Source organism: Paenibacillus sp. FSL H8-0034 (assembly GCF_038000305.1).
Taxonomy (GTDB): domain Bacteria; phylum Bacillota; class Bacilli; order Paenibacillales; family NBRC-103111; genus Paenibacillus_S.
In genome coordinates, this window is the sequence record NZ_JBBOBS010000001.1 from 2,424,003 (window position 1) to 2,443,729 (window position 19,727).

The 19,727-nt window shown below is 45.1% G+C and carries 19 protein-coding genes; 16 read left to right on the forward strand and 3 right to left on the reverse strand.

The window, feature by feature from the left end; translation table 11 throughout:
- Positions 1-28: 28 nt before the first annotated feature.
- The 14 genes from NST47_RS10975 to NST47_RS11040 all read left to right on the forward strand — a co-directional run bounded on the left by NST47_RS10975 (position 29) and on the right by NST47_RS11040 (position 14,247).
- Entirely contained in the window at positions 29-1,369 is a 1,341-nt protein-coding gene (locus NST47_RS10975) for an ABC transporter substrate-binding protein (RefSeq protein WP_341155167.1), read from the forward strand.
- A 195-nt stretch (positions 1,370-1,564) separates the two neighbouring features.
- Positions 1,565-2,887, forward strand: a complete 1,323-nt coding sequence (locus tag NST47_RS10980; protein WP_341155168.1) for an ABC transporter substrate-binding protein — start codon at positions 1,565-1,567, stop codon at positions 2,885-2,887.
- Between the two features lie 190 nt (positions 2,888-3,077).
- Positions 3,078-3,917, forward strand: a complete 840-nt coding sequence (locus NST47_RS10985) for a carbohydrate ABC transporter permease (protein ID WP_341159656.1) — start codon at positions 3,078-3,080, stop codon at positions 3,915-3,917.
- Positions 3,914-4,729: a carbohydrate ABC transporter permease gene (locus tag NST47_RS10990; RefSeq protein WP_341155169.1), complete on the forward strand. Its 816-nt coding sequence runs from the start codon at positions 3,914-3,916 to the stop codon at positions 4,727-4,729. Before NST47_RS10985 ends, NST47_RS10990 begins: the two co-directional genes overlap by 4 nt.
- 105 nt (positions 4,730-4,834) lie before the next feature.
- The gene (locus NST47_RS10995) at positions 4,835-6,544 is read left to right on the forward strand and encodes a cache domain-containing sensor histidine kinase (RefSeq protein WP_341155170.1); all 1,710 of its coding nucleotides are present in this window, start codon (positions 4,835-4,837) and stop codon (positions 6,542-6,544) included.
- Positions 6,541-8,067 carry a response regulator transcription factor gene (locus NST47_RS11000; protein ID WP_341155171.1) on the forward strand — a complete coding sequence of 509 codons (1,527 nt, stop codon included), beginning with the start codon at positions 6,541-6,543 and terminating at the stop codon, positions 8,065-8,067. Before NST47_RS10995 ends, NST47_RS11000 begins: the two co-directional genes overlap by 4 nt.
- 222 nt (positions 8,068-8,289) lie before the next feature.
- The gene (locus NST47_RS11005) at positions 8,290-9,189 is read left to right on the forward strand and encodes a carbohydrate ABC transporter permease (protein ID WP_341155172.1); all 900 of its coding nucleotides are present in this window, start codon (positions 8,290-8,292) and stop codon (positions 9,187-9,189) included.
- 1 nt (position 9,190) lies between these two features.
- Positions 9,191-10,033, forward strand: coding sequence for a carbohydrate ABC transporter permease (locus NST47_RS11010; RefSeq protein ID WP_341155173.1), 843 nt, complete (start codon positions 9,191-9,193; stop codon positions 10,031-10,033).
- A 598-nt stretch (positions 10,034-10,631) separates the two neighbouring features.
- Positions 10,632-11,177, forward strand: a complete 546-nt coding sequence (gene sigY, locus NST47_RS11015) for an RNA polymerase sigma factor SigY (RefSeq protein ID WP_341155174.1) — start codon at positions 10,632-10,634, stop codon at positions 11,175-11,177.
- Positions 11,158-11,526, forward strand: coding sequence for a YxlC family protein (locus tag NST47_RS11020; RefSeq protein ID WP_341155175.1), 369 nt, complete (start codon positions 11,158-11,160; stop codon positions 11,524-11,526). The genes sigY and NST47_RS11020 overlap by 20 nt, the downstream gene beginning before the upstream one ends.
- Positions 11,523-11,729 carry a sigmaY antisigma factor component gene (locus NST47_RS11025; protein ID WP_341155176.1) on the forward strand — a complete coding sequence of 69 codons (207 nt, stop codon included), beginning with the start codon at positions 11,523-11,525 and terminating at the stop codon, positions 11,727-11,729. The genes NST47_RS11020 and NST47_RS11025 overlap by 4 nt, the downstream gene beginning before the upstream one ends.
- A 2-nt stretch (positions 11,730-11,731) precedes the next feature.
- A complete protein-coding gene (locus NST47_RS11030) occupies positions 11,732-12,106 on the forward strand; it encodes a hypothetical protein (RefSeq protein ID WP_341155177.1) in 375 nt (124 codons plus the stop codon).
- Between the two features lie 52 nt (positions 12,107-12,158).
- The gene (locus NST47_RS11035; RefSeq protein WP_341155178.1) at positions 12,159-13,124 is read left to right on the forward strand and encodes a rhamnogalacturonan acetylesterase; all 966 of its coding nucleotides are present in this window, start codon (positions 12,159-12,161) and stop codon (positions 13,122-13,124) included.
- A gap of 37 nt (positions 13,125-13,161) precedes the next feature.
- A complete protein-coding gene (locus NST47_RS11040; protein ID WP_341155179.1) occupies positions 13,162-14,247 on the forward strand; it encodes a Gfo/Idh/MocA family protein in 1,086 nt (361 codons plus the stop codon).
- An 85-nt stretch (positions 14,248-14,332) separates the two neighbouring features.
- On the opposite strand, the gene NST47_RS11045 is transcribed toward NST47_RS11040, so the two are convergent.
- The 3 genes from NST47_RS11045 to NST47_RS11055 form a co-directional block, all read right to left on the reverse strand.
- Complete coding sequence (locus NST47_RS11045) at positions 14,333-15,334, reverse strand: ABC transporter substrate-binding protein (RefSeq protein WP_341155180.1); 1,002 nt, start codon at positions 15,332-15,334, stop codon at positions 14,333-14,335.
- A 181-nt stretch (positions 15,335-15,515) separates the two neighbouring features.
- The gene (locus NST47_RS11050) at positions 15,516-16,205 is read right to left on the reverse strand and encodes a response regulator transcription factor (protein WP_341155181.1); all 690 of its coding nucleotides are present in this window, start codon (positions 16,203-16,205) and stop codon (positions 15,516-15,518) included.
- The gene (locus NST47_RS11055; protein ID WP_341155182.1) at positions 16,198-17,370 is read right to left on the reverse strand and encodes a sensor histidine kinase; all 1,173 of its coding nucleotides are present in this window, start codon (positions 17,368-17,370) and stop codon (positions 16,198-16,200) included. Before NST47_RS11055 ends, NST47_RS11050 begins: the two co-directional genes overlap by 8 nt.
- Positions 17,371-17,842: 472 nt before the next feature.
- Between NST47_RS11055 and NST47_RS11060 the strand changes: the two genes are divergently transcribed.
- Positions 17,843-18,190 (forward strand): response regulator transcription factor, encoded by a 348-nt coding sequence (locus tag NST47_RS11060; protein ID WP_341155183.1) that lies wholly within the window; start codon positions 17,843-17,845, stop codon positions 18,188-18,190.
- A 50-nt stretch (positions 18,191-18,240) separates the two neighbouring features.
- Positions 18,241-19,686: a discoidin domain-containing protein gene (locus NST47_RS11065; RefSeq protein ID WP_341155184.1), complete on the forward strand. Its 1,446-nt coding sequence runs from the start codon at positions 18,241-18,243 to the stop codon at positions 19,684-19,686.
- The last annotated feature ends 41 nt before the right edge of the window (positions 19,687-19,727 follow it).

A 19,727-nucleotide genomic window follows, 5' to 3' on the forward strand; every position in this document is an offset into this window, starting at 1 on the left:
GAACTCGAATTAAAGGGAGGATACAGATATGAAGAAAGCGCTAACATTAATCTTATCTGCAGCATTGCTAGTTACAGCCTCGGGATGTGGAGCTACCGCTACACCATCAGCCGGAGCGGATACAACGAAAAAACCGGATGCAGCCACACCTGCTCCAGCAGCAACAACAAGCAAAGATCCTGTGAAGTTGCGGTTCTCCTGGTGGGGCGGTCAAGCAAGACATGACTATACACTGAAAATTATTGAACTGTATCAACAAAAAAATCCGAACGTCAAGATCGAAGCCGAGTATGCAGCATTTGACGACTATTGGAAAAAGCTTGCTCCGCAAGCAGCTGCTAATGATTTGCCTGATATTATCCAAATGGATGATGCTTATATCAGTCAATTCGGTGGCCGCGGACAGCTTGAGGATCTACGTCCTTATATGGATAAAGGAACGATTGATAAAACCAATATCTCACCAGCATACCTGAAAATCGGTGAATATGACGGCAAGCAATATCAGTTAACCATGGGTGTGAATGCACTTGGCCCTGTTATGGATGCAGACCTGTTGAAAAAAGTCGGCGCTCCTGTACCTGCCAAGGATTGGACCTGGGACGACTTGGAAGCCTTGGCTAAAAAGTTTAAGGAAAATGGCAAGCTGTTCAGCGACCGTGTCGATTACAAAGTATTTTTCCCTTACTACCTGCGCAGTGTAGATCAAAGAATCTATACAGCTGACGGTACGGCACTTGGATATACCGATGACAAGCCGTTTATCGACTTCTTCAAACGTTACCAAAGATGGTATGATGCTGGTTACGTATTGACGCTGGACAAGATGGCACAAAAGAAATTGACGCCGGAAGATGACGAAATGGTGCTGGGCAACGCAGGTGCTTCCTTCGCTTGGTCCAACCAGTATATCGCTTGGACAGCAGCAGCCAAACGTCCTACTGAAATCATTGCACCTCCAGGCAACACAGGCAAAAAAGCACTGTTCCTGAAATCAAGCCAAGGCTTGTCAGTTACCAAGAACTCCAAAAATAAAGAAGAAGCGATCAAATTCGTTAACTTCTTCATCAATGATCTTGAAGTTCACAAAATCATGAAGGGCGAGCGCGGCGTTCCCATTAACTCCAAAATTCAGGAAGCTCTCAAACCGCTCTTAACGCCGGAAGAAACCAAAGTATTTGAATATGTAGCATGGGCAGCAGAGAACAGCAGTCCGAACGATCCTCCATACCCAGTAGGTTCCGTTGAAGTTCTGAAGGTTCTACAGGATGTGGGCGAGCAAATTCTGTACAAGAAAATTTCCGTAGAGGATGGAGCAGCCAAGTTCCGTAAAGAAGCGAATGCCATCCTTGCCAAAAACAAAAAATAATCAATGAAACCGATCAGGATATGAGCAGCTGCAGAAGCTCTCGTCCTGATCTTTTTTTATTACCAAGCAGCTGGCTGGAGTAAAAATGAGCGCTTTTATCGTAGATTAGTATCTCATGTAAACGCATACAATGATGGTACAATACATATTAGAAATAACAATTAAAGGAAATTGATTAGGGGAGGAAATGAAGATATGAAGAAATGGACCCAAGGCACTTTATCTTTATTGCTTGTCAGCTCGGTTCTGGTAGCAGGCTGCTCGAGTCGGACCGGACAAGCGGGAGGAGAGGCGCCGAAGACGGAACCCCCAGCCAAAACAGAAGCAGCTAAACCGGCACCAAGCACCGGAGGGGCCAAATCCAAGCTTTCTGTATACAGTACGGTTAATGATCCACCGGTTCAAACGATTTACAGGGAAATTGGTGAAGCGTTCAAAAAAGAAAATCCCGATATTGATGTGGAGCTGCAGTTCCCTGGCACAGAGTATGAGAATTTACTAAAGGTCAAAATGGCTGCTAACGATTTGCCCGATGTGTTCGATACCCATGGCTGGGCTCAGATCCGATATGGTAAATATTTGGCAGACCTTCGCGGAGAAGCCTGGGCTTCACAAATGACAGATACAATCAAAAATGTCGTGACCGATAAAGATGGGAAAGTGTACGCTCTTGTTATTAGTGAAGCGAAGGACGGCATCGTGTACAATGCTGATCTTCTGAAGCAGTACAGCATCCAGCCACCCAAAACGTATGATGAACTTATGGCAGCAGCAGAGAAAATAAAAACAGAGTCCAAGGGAGACGTAACACCGTTCTACTTCTCTGGAATCGATAACTGGATGATCGGCTCTTATTTGGATATTTTCTCGACTTCTGCGTTCATTAGTGCACCCAAAAATGATGCCGAAGCCCTGATGAACAATACCTTTGACTGGAACAAGTGGGCTGATCTGTCGCAAAAGCTGTTGGATCTTCAAAAGAAGGGCTACCTCAATAAGGACGCGCTGACTGCCAAATACAGTGATATGCCCAAGCTATTTGCTAACGGTAAGGTAGCTTTTGCTCTATCCGGCCCATCATTCGCTGATGAAGTGAGTAAAGTAAATGCCAATCTGAAAATGGGCTACATTCCGGTTCCATCTATGGTAGCTGGAGATACTCCTAACTTCTCCGGTGGTGAACGGAATACGATGGGGATTTTCAAGGATACCAAGCGCATGGAAGAATCGAAAAAGCTGGTTGCGTTTTTTGCCAAAAAAGAGAACATGACCAAAATTGCGAATTCCACCAAATTACCTCCTGGACTCAAGGGCGTCGAAGCTAATCATAATTTTTCTGCTTTTTATAAAGAGTTTGAGAACATTCGTGTATTCCCTTACTTTGACCGCGTCTATTTGCCTAATGGCATGTGGGACGTTATGTGTAAGCAAGGGACCGAGCTGCTGGCTGATCGGATAACCCCACAGCAGTTTGCCCAAAACATGAAGCAGGAAGTTGAACGTTTACGCAAAAAATAAGGAGAGCTTATGGACAGGGGGCTCGCTCTAGCGGGCTCTCATTTGCTCTTTCCAGGAGAGAATGGAGGACATCATGCCAAGAACCACTTCAGAGCCAACAAGCCGGGATAACCTTTCGAGGCTGAAAACCACGAAGCAGGAAACCAATCGCTTGATCAAATGGAGCCGTTCGGCCTCCGTGCTTAATCTTATGTACATTCCTGCGTTAGCCTTGTTTAGTGTGTTCATCTTATACCCTTTTATTAAAGGGATTCAAATTTCATTTACGAACTGGGATGGTTACTCACAGGAATATGGCTGGGTGCAGGTAGATAATTATATACGGATGCTCAAGGATCCGATTATCGGGAATACAATCAAAAATACGTTTATTTATGGCATAGGCAGCACTTTTTTTCAAAACCTGGTAGGCTTGATGTACGCACTGCTATTAAATCAAAGCATACGCATGCGCGGCTTGACGCGTACCATCATATATTTGCCTGTCATCATCAGTCCGCTAATTATGGGGTATATCTGGTACTTCTTTTTCCAATATAACGGTGGCGCGCTTAATGATATTATTCTTTTATTTGCCAAGGAACCGATCAACCTGCTTGCCAACGATAAAATCAACGTATGGTTGATTACCTTCGTTAACACATATCAGTATTTGGGGATCGCGATGGTCATTTTTTTGGCAGGCTTACAAACGATACCGAAGGATTACTACGAAGCCGCCCAAATTGATGGTGCAACGAAGTTTTCCCAATTTATCCATGTGACCTGGCCTTTACTTGCTCCATCGGTGACCATCAACATTGTTTTGAATCTGATAGGTGGCTTTAAGCTGTTTGATGTGGTCGTTTCCTTAACAGGCGGCGGGCCGGGTTATGCATCCGCATCGTTATCGACATTGATGTATCAGCTTTATTTTGCCAGACAGGATGCAGGTTATGCGGCAGCTTTGGGTAATTTGATGTTTGTCATCATATCCATCATTAGTATCAGTTCACTGTATTTCCTTCGTCGAAAGGAAGTGAGTTCATGAGAACGATATCGAAGCCTTTAAAATATATATCTATTCTGATCTGTTTGCTGCACATTCTTCCCTTTTATGTTCTGATTACAACTTCCTTTAAAGCTGTGGATGATCCGAGCTCGAAGTGGATATTACCGGGCTATCTATATCTCGATAATTTCTATAAAGCTTGGGAGCAGGCCCAATTGGGCAGCGCTTTTATGAATAATATGATCATCACCTTTGTGAGCGTACTTCTCGTTATTATTCTTGGCGCCGCATCATCTTATCCACTTGCCCGTTATAAAACGAAATGGAATACGTTCATCTATACGCTGTTTATATCTGCGTTGATTGTTCCGCCCCTGACGATTTTGGTTCCCTTATATAAGCTGTACGTGGATCTTCATGCCTTAAATACGTTATGGGGCATTGTGCTGCTGCATGTAACATTTAACCTGCCGATCACGATTTTCCTGTACAGCGGATTCATTGGCACGATCCCGAGGGAGCTGGACGAAGCGGCGATGATTGACGGCTCCAGTCATCTGGGTCTTTTCTTCAGGATCATCTTGCCTTTGCTCAAGCCGGTGACAGCTTCGGTTATTATTTTAACGGGAGTCGCGGTTTGGAATGACTATTCATTTTCTGTATTTTTTCTGCAAAAAACAGAGGTGCATACATTAACCGTTGCTCTCTCAGCGTTTTTTGGTCAATACAACAGCAACATCGGATGGGTGGCTTCAGGTTCATTGATGGGTGCTGTTCCGATGACGATTCTGTATTTGTTTTTACAAAAATATTTTATACACGGGCTCTCTTCGGGTGCCATTAAGGGGTAAGGCATTTCGAATATACGGACGGGTGGCTGATGACGTATAATGTTGGAAATGATATCGCTTCCAACAAAGGGGAATTTATCGATGAGGCTTGCGTATTCCTTACGAATGAAATTGACGATGCTCTTCATCATATCGATCATTGTTCCGGTGCTAATCATTATCTGGGCTATGCCATCCTACTTTCACAGTCTGATTTCGGAGGATACCACGGCTTTGACAGAAGGGACTTTAACGACACTTTCCGGTAATTTGGAAACGTATCTTGAAGATTTGGAGCGATTAACGGTAGCTCCATACTGGAGCGCCGAAGTGATGCAAGCGCTGAAGGTAAAGGCAAGTGAAACGAGCGAAACCGAGCTCTATACGAAATACTTAACAGAAAAATCATTGACGGGGACGCTCCCCATTTTCCTGAAAAACACGAGAAAAGATATTTTAGGCACCATTCTTCTGCCTTTTGATGGGTCTGCCTATGTAACTTCCTTAACGAATGCGAATGAAGCCACGGAGAACTTCCCTTTTACGAAGCAGGATTGGTACAAGAAGGCGCTTGAAGCGGATGGAAGGGTCAGTTTTATTAGTGTGCATCCGCAGGATTATTTGAAGTACCGCACTACTACCCAAGTATTTTCGGTAGCACGACTCATAAAGGACCCGGATTCAAGCCAGCCGCTGGCTGTGATTATGGCTGATGCCGATACGGTGGTGCTGGAGCGTATTGTTCGTGATATCCGCTTTAATGTAAGCTCGATTATCGCTATTTATGATGATAACGAAAAATTGATTTATTCCACGCATCCTCTGTCCAAAGAGCTGGAGGAGAAGGCGATCCTGGAAGGTCCGAATGGCCAAACCGTGGATTCCTACGTAGTCGTATCCAAGCAAATATCAACGGCCAAATGGACGGTTGTTGTGCTGCTGTCCAATACAGAGCTCAAGGAAAAAGTGCGCTGGATGTACGCGGCGGGTGCTCTTTTTGCTGGAGGCGGTATTGTACTGACCTTATTAGTATTCTTTGTCTTGTCGAGTGCAATCATTAAGCCGTTCAAGGAAATGATTCTCGTTATGCGGCGGGTACAGCGAGGAGATCTGAAAACCCGATTTTCTTTTCGTGGGAGGGATGAAATCTCGGAGCTGGGTGCCGCCTTCAATACGATGATCGATCAGCTTGGTGATCTGATTGATAGTGAATATAAAGCCGTTTTAAGCAAACGCAATGCCGAATATCGAGCGCTGCAGTCGCAAATCCAGCCTCATTTTTTGTACAACACGTTGAATGGCTTTATTGGATTAAATCGGATGGGTGACCGCAAGCTGCTGGAAAAAGCGATCTTTTCCCTGAGCAGCATGCTGCGTTACATATTGGAGCATAACGATTGGACGACACTTGGAGAAGAACTGCAGTTTTTACGCCAATACGGCGAGCTTCAGCAAATTCGGTTCTCCGACAAGCTAACCGTTTATATTCAATCCGACGCTGAGGTACACGCGATACGGCTGCCCAAGCTGCTGCTTCAGCCGCTTGTCGAAAACGCGATTATACACGGAATCGAGCCGATGGATCGTCCCTGTCTACTTAGAATTGAAAGTCATTGGCTGCTTGCAAGTGATCGTGAAATGCTGGAAATAGTGATTGCGGATAATGGAATGGGTTTCTTACAGGATAAGGTAAACGAGAAGGTGGATATCGGTATGGCCAATGTCAGAGAGCGACTTCATTTGGCTTACGAGCATGCGGAACTATCTATATACAGTAAGCCTCTTGAAGGGACGACGATAACCATTCATATTCCTGTTCAGGGGGGAACATTATGAGGATTGTCATTGCTGATGATGAAAGTCTGGTCAGGATCAGCTTAGCCAGCATGATTGAAGAAATGGAGGGGACCTGGGAGCTCGTTGGAGAAGCCACGAACGGTGCCGAGCTGTTGGAGCTGATTAAACGGGAAAAGCCGGATGTTGTGCTTGTTGATATACGTATGCCCCTGCTGAACGGATTACAGGCAATGGAGAAGGGCTCGATCATTTCGCCGCATACGTACTGGATTATCGTGTCTGGTTATTCAGATTTCTCCTATGTACAGGAGGCATTGAAACGTGGGGCGGTTGATTATCTACTCAAACCAGTCAGTCCTCAGGATCTGGAGGAAGCCTTAATCAAATCCTCGCAGGAAAAGCAGAAACGACAGCTGCTGCTGGGTAAACGGTTTGAAAATGAGCTGGTTTCCCTCGTTCATGGGTTAATGGATGTTCACATGCTGCCGGATGACAGTATGATTCCGCACGTTCGGTTTCAAATTGTGATGATTTATAACGATGGCAGCCATTGCGATGCAGGGAAAATGGTTGGACGCTCACCATGCTTAGATAAGCTTCGGCGCTCGATGGATGCCTATTCAGCTTCCGGGGTTTATGGAGTTTTCATCCTGATGCCTATGGGAGGAGCCGCATTTATTACGGCCTGGAATCAGGCAGATCACTGTAGATCGAACACATTGGTCCAGCAGCTGCTCACCAATCTGAAGGAAGCGGTTCATCAAGACGGGAACAGCAGCATAGCGATTACCGCGATCTTTTCTGAGGAGTGTGAGAATTGTAACGTGCTGCTGGAGCGGCTTAACGAGCTTCAAACCTGGGGCCCGCTGCGTGCCGTCAATGGAATTAATTGCTGCTCTTCAGCGGCTGAATTAGCCAAATTATCCTCCAATGAGGGGATAGAAGAGCTGGCAGCCATTCTGCTCAGGCTGAATCAATCCTACAAAGAGAAGGATTACATGACGTATGCCAAAACGGTAATTGATTTGGAGCGTTGGTCCCATAAGCATGAAGAAAGCAGTTTAAGCACCTTAAAGTCTGCAATCTGCGATTTCATCGATGTAGGTTTGGATTGCAAGCTGGATCACACACAAACCTTTTCACATTGGAAAGATGGCTTGAGCCGCCATGGTGAGCAGCTTCTCAGCAGCGGGGAAGGGATAGGCTGCTCGCTTGTGGATATGTCGATCGCCTATATTGAGCAGAAGTATATGCAGGATATTAGTATTACGCAGGTTGCCCAGGAGTTAAATGTAACACCCAATTATTTGAGTACATTGTTTCGCAAAAAAACAGGTACGACCTTTATCAAATATGTCACCCATATCCGCATGCTCAAATCCAAGGAATTGCTTGCCTCGCCCAATGCCCAGGTACAAAAGGTTTCCGAGCAAATGGGCTATCTTAGCACTCGGCACTTCACCAAGCTGTTTAAAGAACATACGGGCTGTTATCCCTCCGATTATAGAAAACAGCTAATGCAGCAGGAGACGCAGACGAAAGAGCAAATTAAATCCTATTAATGGAATCCGGACTTATGCGCAGAGGCGTATAAGTCTTTTTTATATGAACGCAGTGTGTGGTTTGGATATCTACTAATTCGAGGGCAGCAGAATGGGGTCAAGAGTCTGTATTTTGAACAAAGTGGACGGTTTTTTAAATTCCTAACCCTCTCAAAATCTTTATAATAGAATATATAGGAAAGCAACACATACTGCATACTACTTGTATAGGGGTTGAAATTCATGACTAAGCTGTGGGAAAAGGACAATGTTGTCGGATACGTGTTTGCAGCTCCGTTTATACTCGGATTTCTCATTTTCACTTTATTTCCGATTGTATCTTCCTTGTATTATTCATTTACCGAATACAATTTAATGGAATCACCAACTTGGATCGGGCTCGGAAATTACGAAAAAATGTGGGATGACGATAAAATATGGAAGTCCCTGGAAGTCACCTTTACTTATGTATTTGCAAGTGTGCCGCTGCGACTGGGCTTTGCATTATTCGTAGCTGTGCTGCTTAATAAAGCAATCAGCGGTATCGGTGCTTACCGTTCTGCTTACTATCTACCTTCCTTGATCGGCGGCAGTGTTGCGGTTTCGATTATGTGGATTCAGATTTTTGGCGATAAAGGGCTTTTGAACTCCATGCTTGGCGTCATTGGCATTCAATCAGATACCTCTTGGATCGGAAGCCCGGGAACTGCTTTGTGGACTTTGATAGCGCTTTCAGTGTGGCAATTCGGTTCCTCAATGCTGATCTTCCTGGCAGGATTGAAAAATATTCCGATTTCCTATTATGAAGCGGCTGGTGTGGATGGCGCGAATGCGTTTCACCGCTTTTTCAAAATCACCTTGCCTTTGCTTAGCCCAATTGTATTGTTTAACCTGATCATGCAAACCATTGGCGCCTTTATGACCTTTACCCCGGCTTATATTATTTCAAGAGGTGAGGGCGGTCCGCTGGATAATACACTTTTATATTCGCTGTATTTGTACCGCAGAGCTTTTGTATTTTTTGAAATGGGATATGCTTCCGCAATGGCATGGGTGATGCTGATTCTGATCGGCTTGCTAGCGCTTGCTATCTTCAAATCATCCGTATATTGGGTTCACTACGAGTCGAAGGGAGACAAATAACATGACATCCAGTACAAGACAAGTAAAAGCAGCTCTTTATCATGTATTCATTGGCGGATTGGCTCTTATTATGCTGTATCCGATCATATGGCTCGCAGCCAGCTCCCTAAAACCAAGTAGTGAAGTGTTCTCAACGGCCTATAACCTGATTCCAAGCAGTATTCAATGGGTCAATTATACATCTGGCTGGAAGGGCTTTGCCGGCAATACGTTCACTACGTTCTTTAAAAATTCGTTCATCATCGTTATCTTATCGACCATTGGTGCTGTCGTTTCCTCAGGCCTTGTCGCTTATGCGCTTGCAAGAATTCCGTTTAAAGCAAGATCCTTCTGGTTCGCCTGCGTCATGTTCACAATGATGCTGCCGCACGATGTTACGGTTATCCCGCAGTACGTTATGTTTGCAAAGCTGGAATGGCTGGGTTCCTTTAAGCCTGTTATTGTACCGAGCTTCTTCGGAATGCCGTTCTTCATATTCCTGATTATGCAATTTATTCGTACGATACCGCCAGAAATGGATGAAGCGGCGAAAATGGACGGCTGCAACAAATATACGATCTTTTTCCGGATTATTGTGCCATTGATTGTTCCTGCATTGATGACATCAGCGATTTTCTCCTTCTATTGGAAATGGGACGATTTTATCAATCCGTTGCTGTACTTGAACAAGCCTACCTTATATCCGGTTTCTCTGGCGCTGAAGCTGTTCCTCGATGGCGATTCGCTTAACAACTGGGGTGGTATGTTCGCCATGTCGACACTGTCTCTCTTGCCGATACTGATCGTATTTTTTGTTTTCCAAAAATTCATTGTTGAGGGAATTAGTACGAGTGGATTGAAGTAAGGTAAAGCTGAGGTATGTGTGGTGGGGAGTGGAGTATGTGGGGGCTGCGCGGTCATAGTGTTCTTACGATCGCTGTTGTTCACAGGTTTTCTCATTAGGTAAAAGATTAATAGGTGAAAACCCGTGAACAAAGGCGAACGCTGCGCTTCTCCAGAACACTATGACCACTCCGCTTCGTACTTACCTCGCTTTAAAGATTAGGGATAGAGGGCAAGGGCAAGTGCAAGGACAATATTTAGAGCAAATGCTGAGGGCAAGAGCAAACTGAAGTATTGGATTTAAGCATGAGAGGTATATTAATGCCAACGTTGCAATTTGATGACAACGAAATTCGTGCAGTGATAGATAAAGTTGTAGAGTGGGATATTGAAAGCTACAGAAATGTGCCACATAAGCGGCTGCAGGGCTGGGGATAAGGATTGGTATTGATTTTCCTGACATCGCTGCTTGCGCGTCAGGATTCGTGAAATACTACATGAAGAGGCTGAAGGCTGGAACATGCCGCGGCTTCTTTTTTCTTTTTGGGGGCAGTGAACTTTAATGCCATCTCAGACGTATAATAGATGTTTCGAACATAGTCGAAGGGAATTGGCTCGTGATGACGGACGAACAGCAACTGATTTACCAAGCGCAAAAAGGCGATAGTGTTGCGCTGTCGAAGCTATTCCAACAGCATTACAGCTATATATTCAAGTATGTGGTCAAGCTCACGATGAATGTACAAACGGCCGAGGATTTGACACAGGAAGCACTGATGCGTTCCATGGAAAAGCTGCATCTCTATAATGGAAAGTCGAAATTCTCATCATGGTTGATCACGATTGCTACCCGTATCTATATGGATGAGCTCAGAAAGAAGAAACGTGAACGGAATTGGCAGGTACAAGAGCAGCTTCAGTCTGTCCGCAATCTACAGTGGCAGCTAACGCAAAGCGGGGGTGAATGGCCTGATGTTTTGAATGCACTGCACAAGATGTCTAGCGATATTCGGATACCGATTATTTTGAAGCATTATTATGGATACAGCCAGGAGGAAATCGCGGATATGCTGGATGTGCCCGTCGGCACCGTCAAATCCCGGATCCACAACGGTTTAAGGAATCTGCGAAAGGAGCTTAATGAGCATGAAGAAGTCCGAGACTGACAATCATCACCAGAGGTCCAATACGGACATTGACAAGCTGCTTGATGTAGATGATGAAGATATTACTGCTGCGCTGCATGAAGGATGGGATCGTTTGGACAATCACATCCAAGCATTCACACCAGAGCTTGACTGGTTTCAGCAGCAGATCCAACAACGACAAGCGGTGAACCGCAAGAGATTGGTTCTCGAGCTCGGTATGTTTGTGATAGTTGCTGTTATATTATTGTCGTTATTTATATCACTGACCGTCTGGGCACCCGCTATATTTCTCATCATTCAGCTGATAGCGGTTCTAATTGTTCCGTTCGTACTGGTATCACTGCTCAGAAAGCGGGTGGAAGCATGAAGCTGGAGCCTTCGGAGGTGCCGATTTGGGTATGGATCTTGCTTGGTGCCATCCTGCTGTCGCAAAGCATTTGGCTGTTCTACGATGCACGTAAGCGAGGATTGTACCCGTGGTTCTGGGGTGTATGGGGTTTGTTTCAATTTCCTTTGCCAACATTGATTTATTTGTTGTTTGCACGTAAAATTTTTAAGAGGAGGACATGAATATGTCAAGATCTGTCGAATTTACGAAGGATATGCTGATTTTGCATTTAACCGGATTAACGAGTGTGGGGGCTCTAAGACGCAGAGTTGAAATACCGTACACCGAGATCATTCAGGTTTCGGTCAGAGATTTTAAGTTATCCATGTTTCAATTTCGTGTTGGTACTTCGATCGCTGATGTGAGAGAGGGTCGGTTTTTGATTGATGGTCATTGGTGCTTTATATCCTATGAAAATCATAATGATGTGGTTGTGCTCGAATTGAGGGATCATGAGTTTAAACAGGTTGTTTTTCAAATTGAAAATCCGGTGGAAACCGAACGACTTATTGCAGAGCACAGGCTTGAGTATATAAAAAACCGGGGCATGCAGCAGTAAATTTAGATGATGGCGAGGAAACGTACTGTGGGATCAGCTTTTAAGTTTGATTTTGGTTTGGGGCCAGCGGAGAGATTTTTGCATTCCTTTAAATACGGCTTTTATCGTCGATGTCCCTGACGGCAATTATCATGTCACCTTGATGGTCGGCGATACCTTAACAGCTACCGAGACAACGGTAAAATCGGGTGAGGGCCGTCTGCTGCTTCATCGTCTGCAAACCGCTGCAGGTCAATTTATCAAGCGCAGCTTCGCTGTACATGTAAGCGGGGGGCAGCTCATTCTGGCATTCTCAGGTATTGCGCCGCGGGTAAATGCATTAGAGATTACAATGTCCTCCCAGATTGTGACCGTGTTTCTGGCAGGTGACTCTACTGTCACGGATCAGGAGGCCGAGGGTTATCCCTATGCAGGCTGGGGACAGATGCTGCCGCACTGCCTGAATGCTTCAGCCGCGGTAGCCAATCATGCCAAATCGGGTCGCAGCTCGAAAAGCTTTATCGATGAAGGGCGCTTGGATGTCATCTTGCAGCTTATTCGTCCGAACGACTATCTGTTTATCCAATTTGGGCATAACGATCAAAAGCCGGACCTGGAACGGCGTACCGAGCCTGCTACCACCTATAAGCATTACTTAAAATTATATATCGACGGCGCACGTGAACGAGGCGCGTTACCTGTATTGGTCACAGCGGTTCATCGTCGTATATTTGACGAGAATGGTCTGATTATCAACACGCATGGAGAGTATTTGCAAGCGGTCAAGGAGCTGGGTGAGGCCGAGCAGGTTCCGGTTATTGATCTTGCCGACAAAACACGAAAGCTCTATGAGGCTTATGGTGCGGAACGATCCAAAAGGCTGTTCCTATGGTCGGTGCCCGGCGAATTTCCGAACCACCCATCGGGTGCGGCTGATAATACGCATTTTCAGGAGCGGGGCGCGATTGAAGTTGCCAAGCTGGCTGCTGAAGGGATCAGGCAAGCCCAGCTGAATCCGCTGATGCTGTTTTTGAACTAAACACCGCATTACAATTGTAAAGGGAGGGTTACGAACAATGGGGAAAAAGGCTAGATTCAGTATCATTGGCGGCGGCTTCCGCACGCAAGCATTCCTGCGCATTGCCAAAGAATTGCCTGAACGCTTTGAGGTGTCGGGTCTGGTTGTTCGAGATCCGGACAAAGGACAAATCATTGAGCAGGAATGGAACGTACATACTTATCGTACTCTGGAAGAGCTGCTGGAGAAGGAGCAGCAGGACTTTGTTGTCGTATCTGTAGCGCGTACGGTATGTCCGGACTTCCTGTTTGAGTTGACAGAGCGCGGCATACCGGCTTTGACGGAAACGCCACCTGCCCAGGATGTGGATGGACTGCTCAGGCTGCATGAGCTTACACTGAGCGGAGCCCGTATTCAGGTCGCCGAGCAGTATCATGATCAGCCGCTCCATGCGGCAAGGCAAGCTTTTGTGGAATCGGGACGACTGGGTACTATTTCGGAAGCTTATGTATCAACTGCCCATGATTATCATGGGATGAATCTGATGCGTAAGCTGCTGGGAGCCGGCTATGGGCAGGTCAAGATTCGTGCGATGCGGCATGAGACACCGCTGATGGGCGGACCGACACGAAGCGGCCCTCCAACGGAAGAAACGCTCATTCCGTCTAAACGGGATCTGGCATGGCTTGAATTTGAGGATGGCAAGCTTGGCGTTTATGACTTTTGCAATGATCAATACAGGTCGTGGGTTCGCTCCAATTTGGTCAGTGTAAGAGGCGAGCGGGGAGAGATTGTAGATCAGCGCATTAATGTGCTGGCTGATTATGCGACACCGCAATATTTGGATTTCAAACGGATTAATAAAGGAGAAAACGGCAACCTGGAAGGCTATTTCCTGCAAGGGATCATGGCCGGAGATCAATGGATGTACCATAACCCTTTTGTGGGCTCGCGTCTGAATGATGATGAAATCGCAATTGCAACATGTTTGGCCAGAATGGCCGAATACGCGGCGGGTGGCCCAAGTTCTTATGGGCTGCGGGAAGCGTCGCAGGATCAATACCTCGGTTTGATGATTCAGCAGGCGATTGCTTCAGGTGAAGTAATCACTACGGACGTACAACCGTGGGCAATAATCGACTAACCATAATAAAACCTCTCTCACCCCCTGATCGTAAGATTGGGCGGCTGGAGAGGTTTTTCATTTCTTATTACCAATATGAGGCTGCTTACTTCACTTCAAAATAAGCTACGATTTCATCCAGAAGCAGGTTAGCCGCTTGAATGCCGCCAGCCGAGTTCCAGATCACATCATTCACTTTGACGACTTTGTTGGCTTTGGACACGTTCAAGTTTTTGAATAAAGGGTCTTTTAACCAATTATCGGCCACAGTGGCTGCATCTGTTTTACCGGTATTTTCAGTTACAAAATAGAACAGGACATCGCCATCCATACTTGGGATCGATTCCTTGGTCATTTTTTCAAATGAGGCGTCCTTATCCTGGGGAGCAGGGCGGGCAAATCCAAGCTGAGACAAGAGCAGACCCGCAAAGGTTTGCTTTTGATACATACGTACCTCTGCAGCGGAAAAGCGTACTAGCGATATTTGGGTAGCAGCCTTAGCTCCGAGCTTGGCTTTTACTTCCTCAACCCGTTTTTCGAATGCTGCTATAGCTTTCTCGCCTTCGGCTTTCTTGTTCACAGCTTCTGTATACAGCCTAACATTCGTTTTCCAATCCCCTGATAAATCAGCGGAGAATACGGTAGGAGCAATGTTCTTCAATTGATCATAAATCTTGGCTTGTCTGACTTTATTGCCAATAATTAAATCGGGCTTAAGACTGGCGATCAGTTCAATATTTGGTTGTAATTCATCACCTAGCACAGTGACATCCTTCATATCGGCTTTAATATGATCATACCAGGGTTCTCCGTACCAGGACTTGACGGCGCCAACCGGCTTAATGCCGACTGTAAGCAGTGCTTCTGTTCCTTCATTAGTCAAAATAACAACGCGTTTAGGTGTACCTGTCAAGGTTTCTTCGCCCATAGCATGTTTGATTACCCGTGGGGCTTCAGCCTGGGGTGAAGCGGCTGGTGATGGAGCTGGTGTGGCTGCGACTGGGGACGTTTGTTGAGTATTGCTTCCGCAGCCTGCTGCTACGAATAATACAATAATCGATACTATAAGCAGCAACGGACTACGGGCAGATCTCAGTAATGATAGCATAAATGTCTCTCCTCTGAAAAAGTGAATGGCCGTAACGAACATAAAAAAATGATAATGGTTATCATTATCATAAAAATAATAAGGGATATGAAGGGCCACGTCAATTGCTAAATCAGATCTTGGAGCGTTGGCTCAGGAATCACGTTTAATCCGAGACTCCTGTGATATGAATGCGAACTCATTAAAGATCATTTTCGTGAAGATAAGCGACGGCCTCAGAACGGCTGGAAACCTTCAGCTTTTTGTAAATCGTACTCAAATAATTTTTTACGGTACCGGTTGTCAAAAACAATTCTGAAGCGATAGCTTGGTTGGACTTGCCTTGTTTTAGATTCCTTAAAATGTTGCGCTCCTGGATCGACAGGCCACTCAACTTTTCATCGTGCTGTTGATCAGTGTAAGCTGGTGCCATATTGTCCTGTGACGATCGGGTTTTATGCTGCTCGGAGGCATGGAGCATCCGGGCAAGTCGCTGCTGAATGCTGTAAGGGTAATTGATTCTCCCTCCCATACAGTCCTGAATCGCAGAAAGCATCTTCTCAGTCTCAATGCCTTTGACCAGAAAGCCGCTTGCTCCATGGCGAATCGCTTCCCATATGTAATCTTCATCCTCAAAGGTTGATAATATCAGCACCTTAATCTCAGGAAATTGCAATTTGATTTGTCTGGTTGCCTCCAATCCATCCAGCTTCGGCATATGGATGTCCATCAATACCAGCTGAGGACGATGCAGTTGTACCTGTGCTATTGTGGCAATTCCGTCACCTGTCTTGGCTACTACGGCATAGTTGTCCTCCATACTTAGAATGGCCGCCAAACCATCACGGATTAAAGGTTGATCGTCTGCTATAAGGATGGTTGTTTTAGACAAGTTGCTCACTCCGTTCGATCGTTTTTGCTTGATAGGGGATCGTTATTTCCAACGTGACACCACCAGCCAAATTGTGGCTTGAAATCGCAAGCTTGCCGCCAACATCTGCAACTCTCTCATTCATAGCGCTCAGGCCAAAGCCATGAACGATTTGGAGTGGAGGTTTGCCATTGTCGGCTAACATAAAACGGATGTACGTAGAGTCATATGTTAATGAGAACTGGAACAAGGTGCTGGCACCATGCCGAATTCCGTTTGTTATGCCCTCTTGCAGCGCACGATAAATCGTTAGCTCGATCATGGGCGACAATTCTGGAATCGTAGTATCAATTTCGCATGCAATTTCCACGTTTGTCAGCTTTTCGGTTTCCTCAATTAACCCCATAAGCTCAGGTATGAACGGGTGGCTCGGGAGGTTTTCACGCAACAGATGTACTGAGGTTCGTACGTCATCCAAACCGCTGAGGATGTTGTCCTTCGTTCTATCGATCATTTCAAGTGCAAGCGAATAATGGTTTTTCCCGATGGCATGTGAGGCTGTTTGCAATCCTGTTAGCGCTGATGTCAGCGTATGCCCAACCGAGTCATGAATTTCACGGGATATTCGTGTTCGTTCTTGTAATATGGCTTTGCGCTCCAACTCAATCGAGGCGATTCGCAGTTGTTCATTATCTCGGGCCAATTGATTTTTTTGCTGAAAAGCAATTTTTGCAAGAAAGCTCATTCCAAAAATGGCGAAGTATTCGATGATTCGAGGAAAAGTAAAGAAAATTTGTTCGTAAGGGGGGAATTGTTTGAAAATCCAAAGGCTCAGCAAACAGCAGACATAGCTCACTATCGTAAAAATAAGCGAACGGTTTCTGGAGTGATAAAAAGTAAATTCACCTATGAGAATCAAAACATAAGCCTGTGCAAAAAAATCCTCAGAAACTACCCATATGATAAGTGCTAAAGCCTGCTGAGAAACTAAAAATAGAACGCCAGTCCTTCGGTGCAGATCGACCTTCAGGATATAATCCCGTAACAGGACGACTGCGATAAAAGTACAAGTTAGCAAACAGAGTCCAATAGAAAAATTAGTCGTATGGAGCAGTAAGGTGACGGATGCTGCCAGTACAATTGCAGTCAAGATGAAAGTTAGGTTTCTATTTAATTGTGTATCCATGGCATACCCTCACATGAAGTGAAATATCTAATGACTTTATTTTACCATAAACATGACTTAAGTCATATTATTTAGAAAATAATGTCGAGATATGACCAAAATACTGATTTTTTAGTGAATTTCTTCATCTGGGTTAGGCCATTAGAATCATCTATAATAGAAGAGTATGATAGACTAGGTTAGATATAGGTGTTTAATTAGGTATTGTCTCCCAAAGATGCTTGTGCCTTTATAAGGTGTAGGTCAAAAGGTCCGGGATTTATGCCGGAGGAAAGTAATAAGCTGGGGACCTGTTCAGCAATTACAGATGAAAATAGAAATTTAAGGGAGGCATGGATCATGTTTCTGATTTTATGGAATGTACTTGGCGGCGTTCTTCTAATTTCGACTCTATGTCTGCTTATCGGTTTAATAAGGGGAGGCAAGCCTGAACAGGTGAAGCTCCTCCCTATGGATAGTAGGAAATCGTCATATGAGCAACGGAAAATCTCATGAAAATGACGGTATGGAATATGAGATATTGAATGAGCTCCAGATTCAGAGAATAGGTCCCGCTATGCAGGATTTTTTGGATTGTAATCAGTTTACGCAGCGGGAATCGGAAATTCTCATATTGATTGCTGTACATGGTTTTTCCAATCGTGAAATTGCCGAGTATTGCGTAATCAGTGAAAAAACGGTCAAAAATCATCTTGCCAATATTATGAAAAGGATGGGCATTCGCTCGACACGGAAGCTGCTTTCCTTACTGTTCAATCATGTACTCAACGCTCGTGAACAAGATTCCACTCAACTTCACCGAGTAACAACTATGTTATGATCAAACCTATGGATGGAGGTATTTATATTTCAGCTGTGAACAAAGGAGTAATGATTGCATTTGTAATAATGGCCATTATGCTGTCCGTTGTGTTTGCATCAAACCTCGTTAATGCAGCAAGTGAACCAAATCTTGCTTTAAATCCGAGTCAGACAGGTTATCCCGAGGTTACAGCATCCTACACCTGTGGCTGTGACAATGTATGGAGCGCCGTTAATGGCACTTTTTACTTCAAAGGTAATGAACCACGTGACAGATGGACCAGCTATTATACCGGCAGTGAAACGGATTGGTTGGCTATTGATTTTGGGTCACCTACTACGTTTAATCAAGCTAAATTATACTTTTATAATGACGGAGGCGGTGTGATCCCTCCAGCGAGCTATCTTGTCCAATATTGGAATGGTAATAGTTGGGTAGAAGCGGCAAATCAAACAAAGACCCCAGAAACACCTACCGCCGCTATAGATAACGTGGCAACACCGGAGAACACTTTAAATATAGTGAATTTTGATACAGTGACATCGACCCAATTAAGATTAGTATTTACCAACACGGGCGGTTATGCTACCGGGCTTGTAGAGCTTGAAGTATTCTTGCATCAATCCGCCGATCAGATTGCAGCTTCTGCAATGATAACGCAAATTGAACAATTGCCGCTCCAGGGAGCTGTTGTACTAACGGACAAGCCAGCTATCGTTGCGGCACGTATCGTCTACAATAATCTTACGGTGAGCCAAAAAAATCTGGTCACGAATCTGAGCAGGTTAACAGCGGCGGAAGCAGCAATGGTCACACTGGAAGCAGCCGCAGCCGATCAGATAGCAGCCTCAGCATTGGAAGCGCAGATCGAACAATTGCCGCTCCAGGGAGCTGTCTTATTAACGGACAAGCCAGCTATTGTTGCGGCCCGAGCCACCTATACGAATCTCACTGTGAGCCAAAAAATTCTGGTCACGAATCTGAGTAAATTAACAGCGGCAGAAGCAGCTATTGTAACGTTAGAAGCGGCCTTAATTCCGGACGTGAAGAACGTGGGCGTACTATCTGCTTTTGGCAACGCAGCGGGAAATACGATAACATTAAAATTATCTTCGGTCCTGGATGTGACGTACAGCATGCAGCCGGACAAATTTCAAGTTATCGTCAATGCAGCTCCAATTCCAGTAACTCATGCCGTCTATGATTCGACAGATCCCAGTCGTCAAACGATCAAATTAACATTTTCCTCGCCTGTATTGTTGAATGAAACTCTGGTTGCTTTTTCATCACAAAGCGGAGCGTTCAAAACGAGCAATAATGAATTGAATAATGCGATTCCTTCCAGACCTGTCATTACCTTCAAAGCACTTGATCTGACGCTGGATAATCGTATTGGTGTGGACGATATCGTACGTACGATGAGCAGTTCTGCTCTGCAAATCGATGTTAATCAGGATGGTTTTTTTAATCGAGAGGATCTATTCATGTTATTAAGTCAGCTTTCGGTGCGTTAACTTCAGTCCGTTCATCGAACCTCCATTGGGAGGTTTTTTGT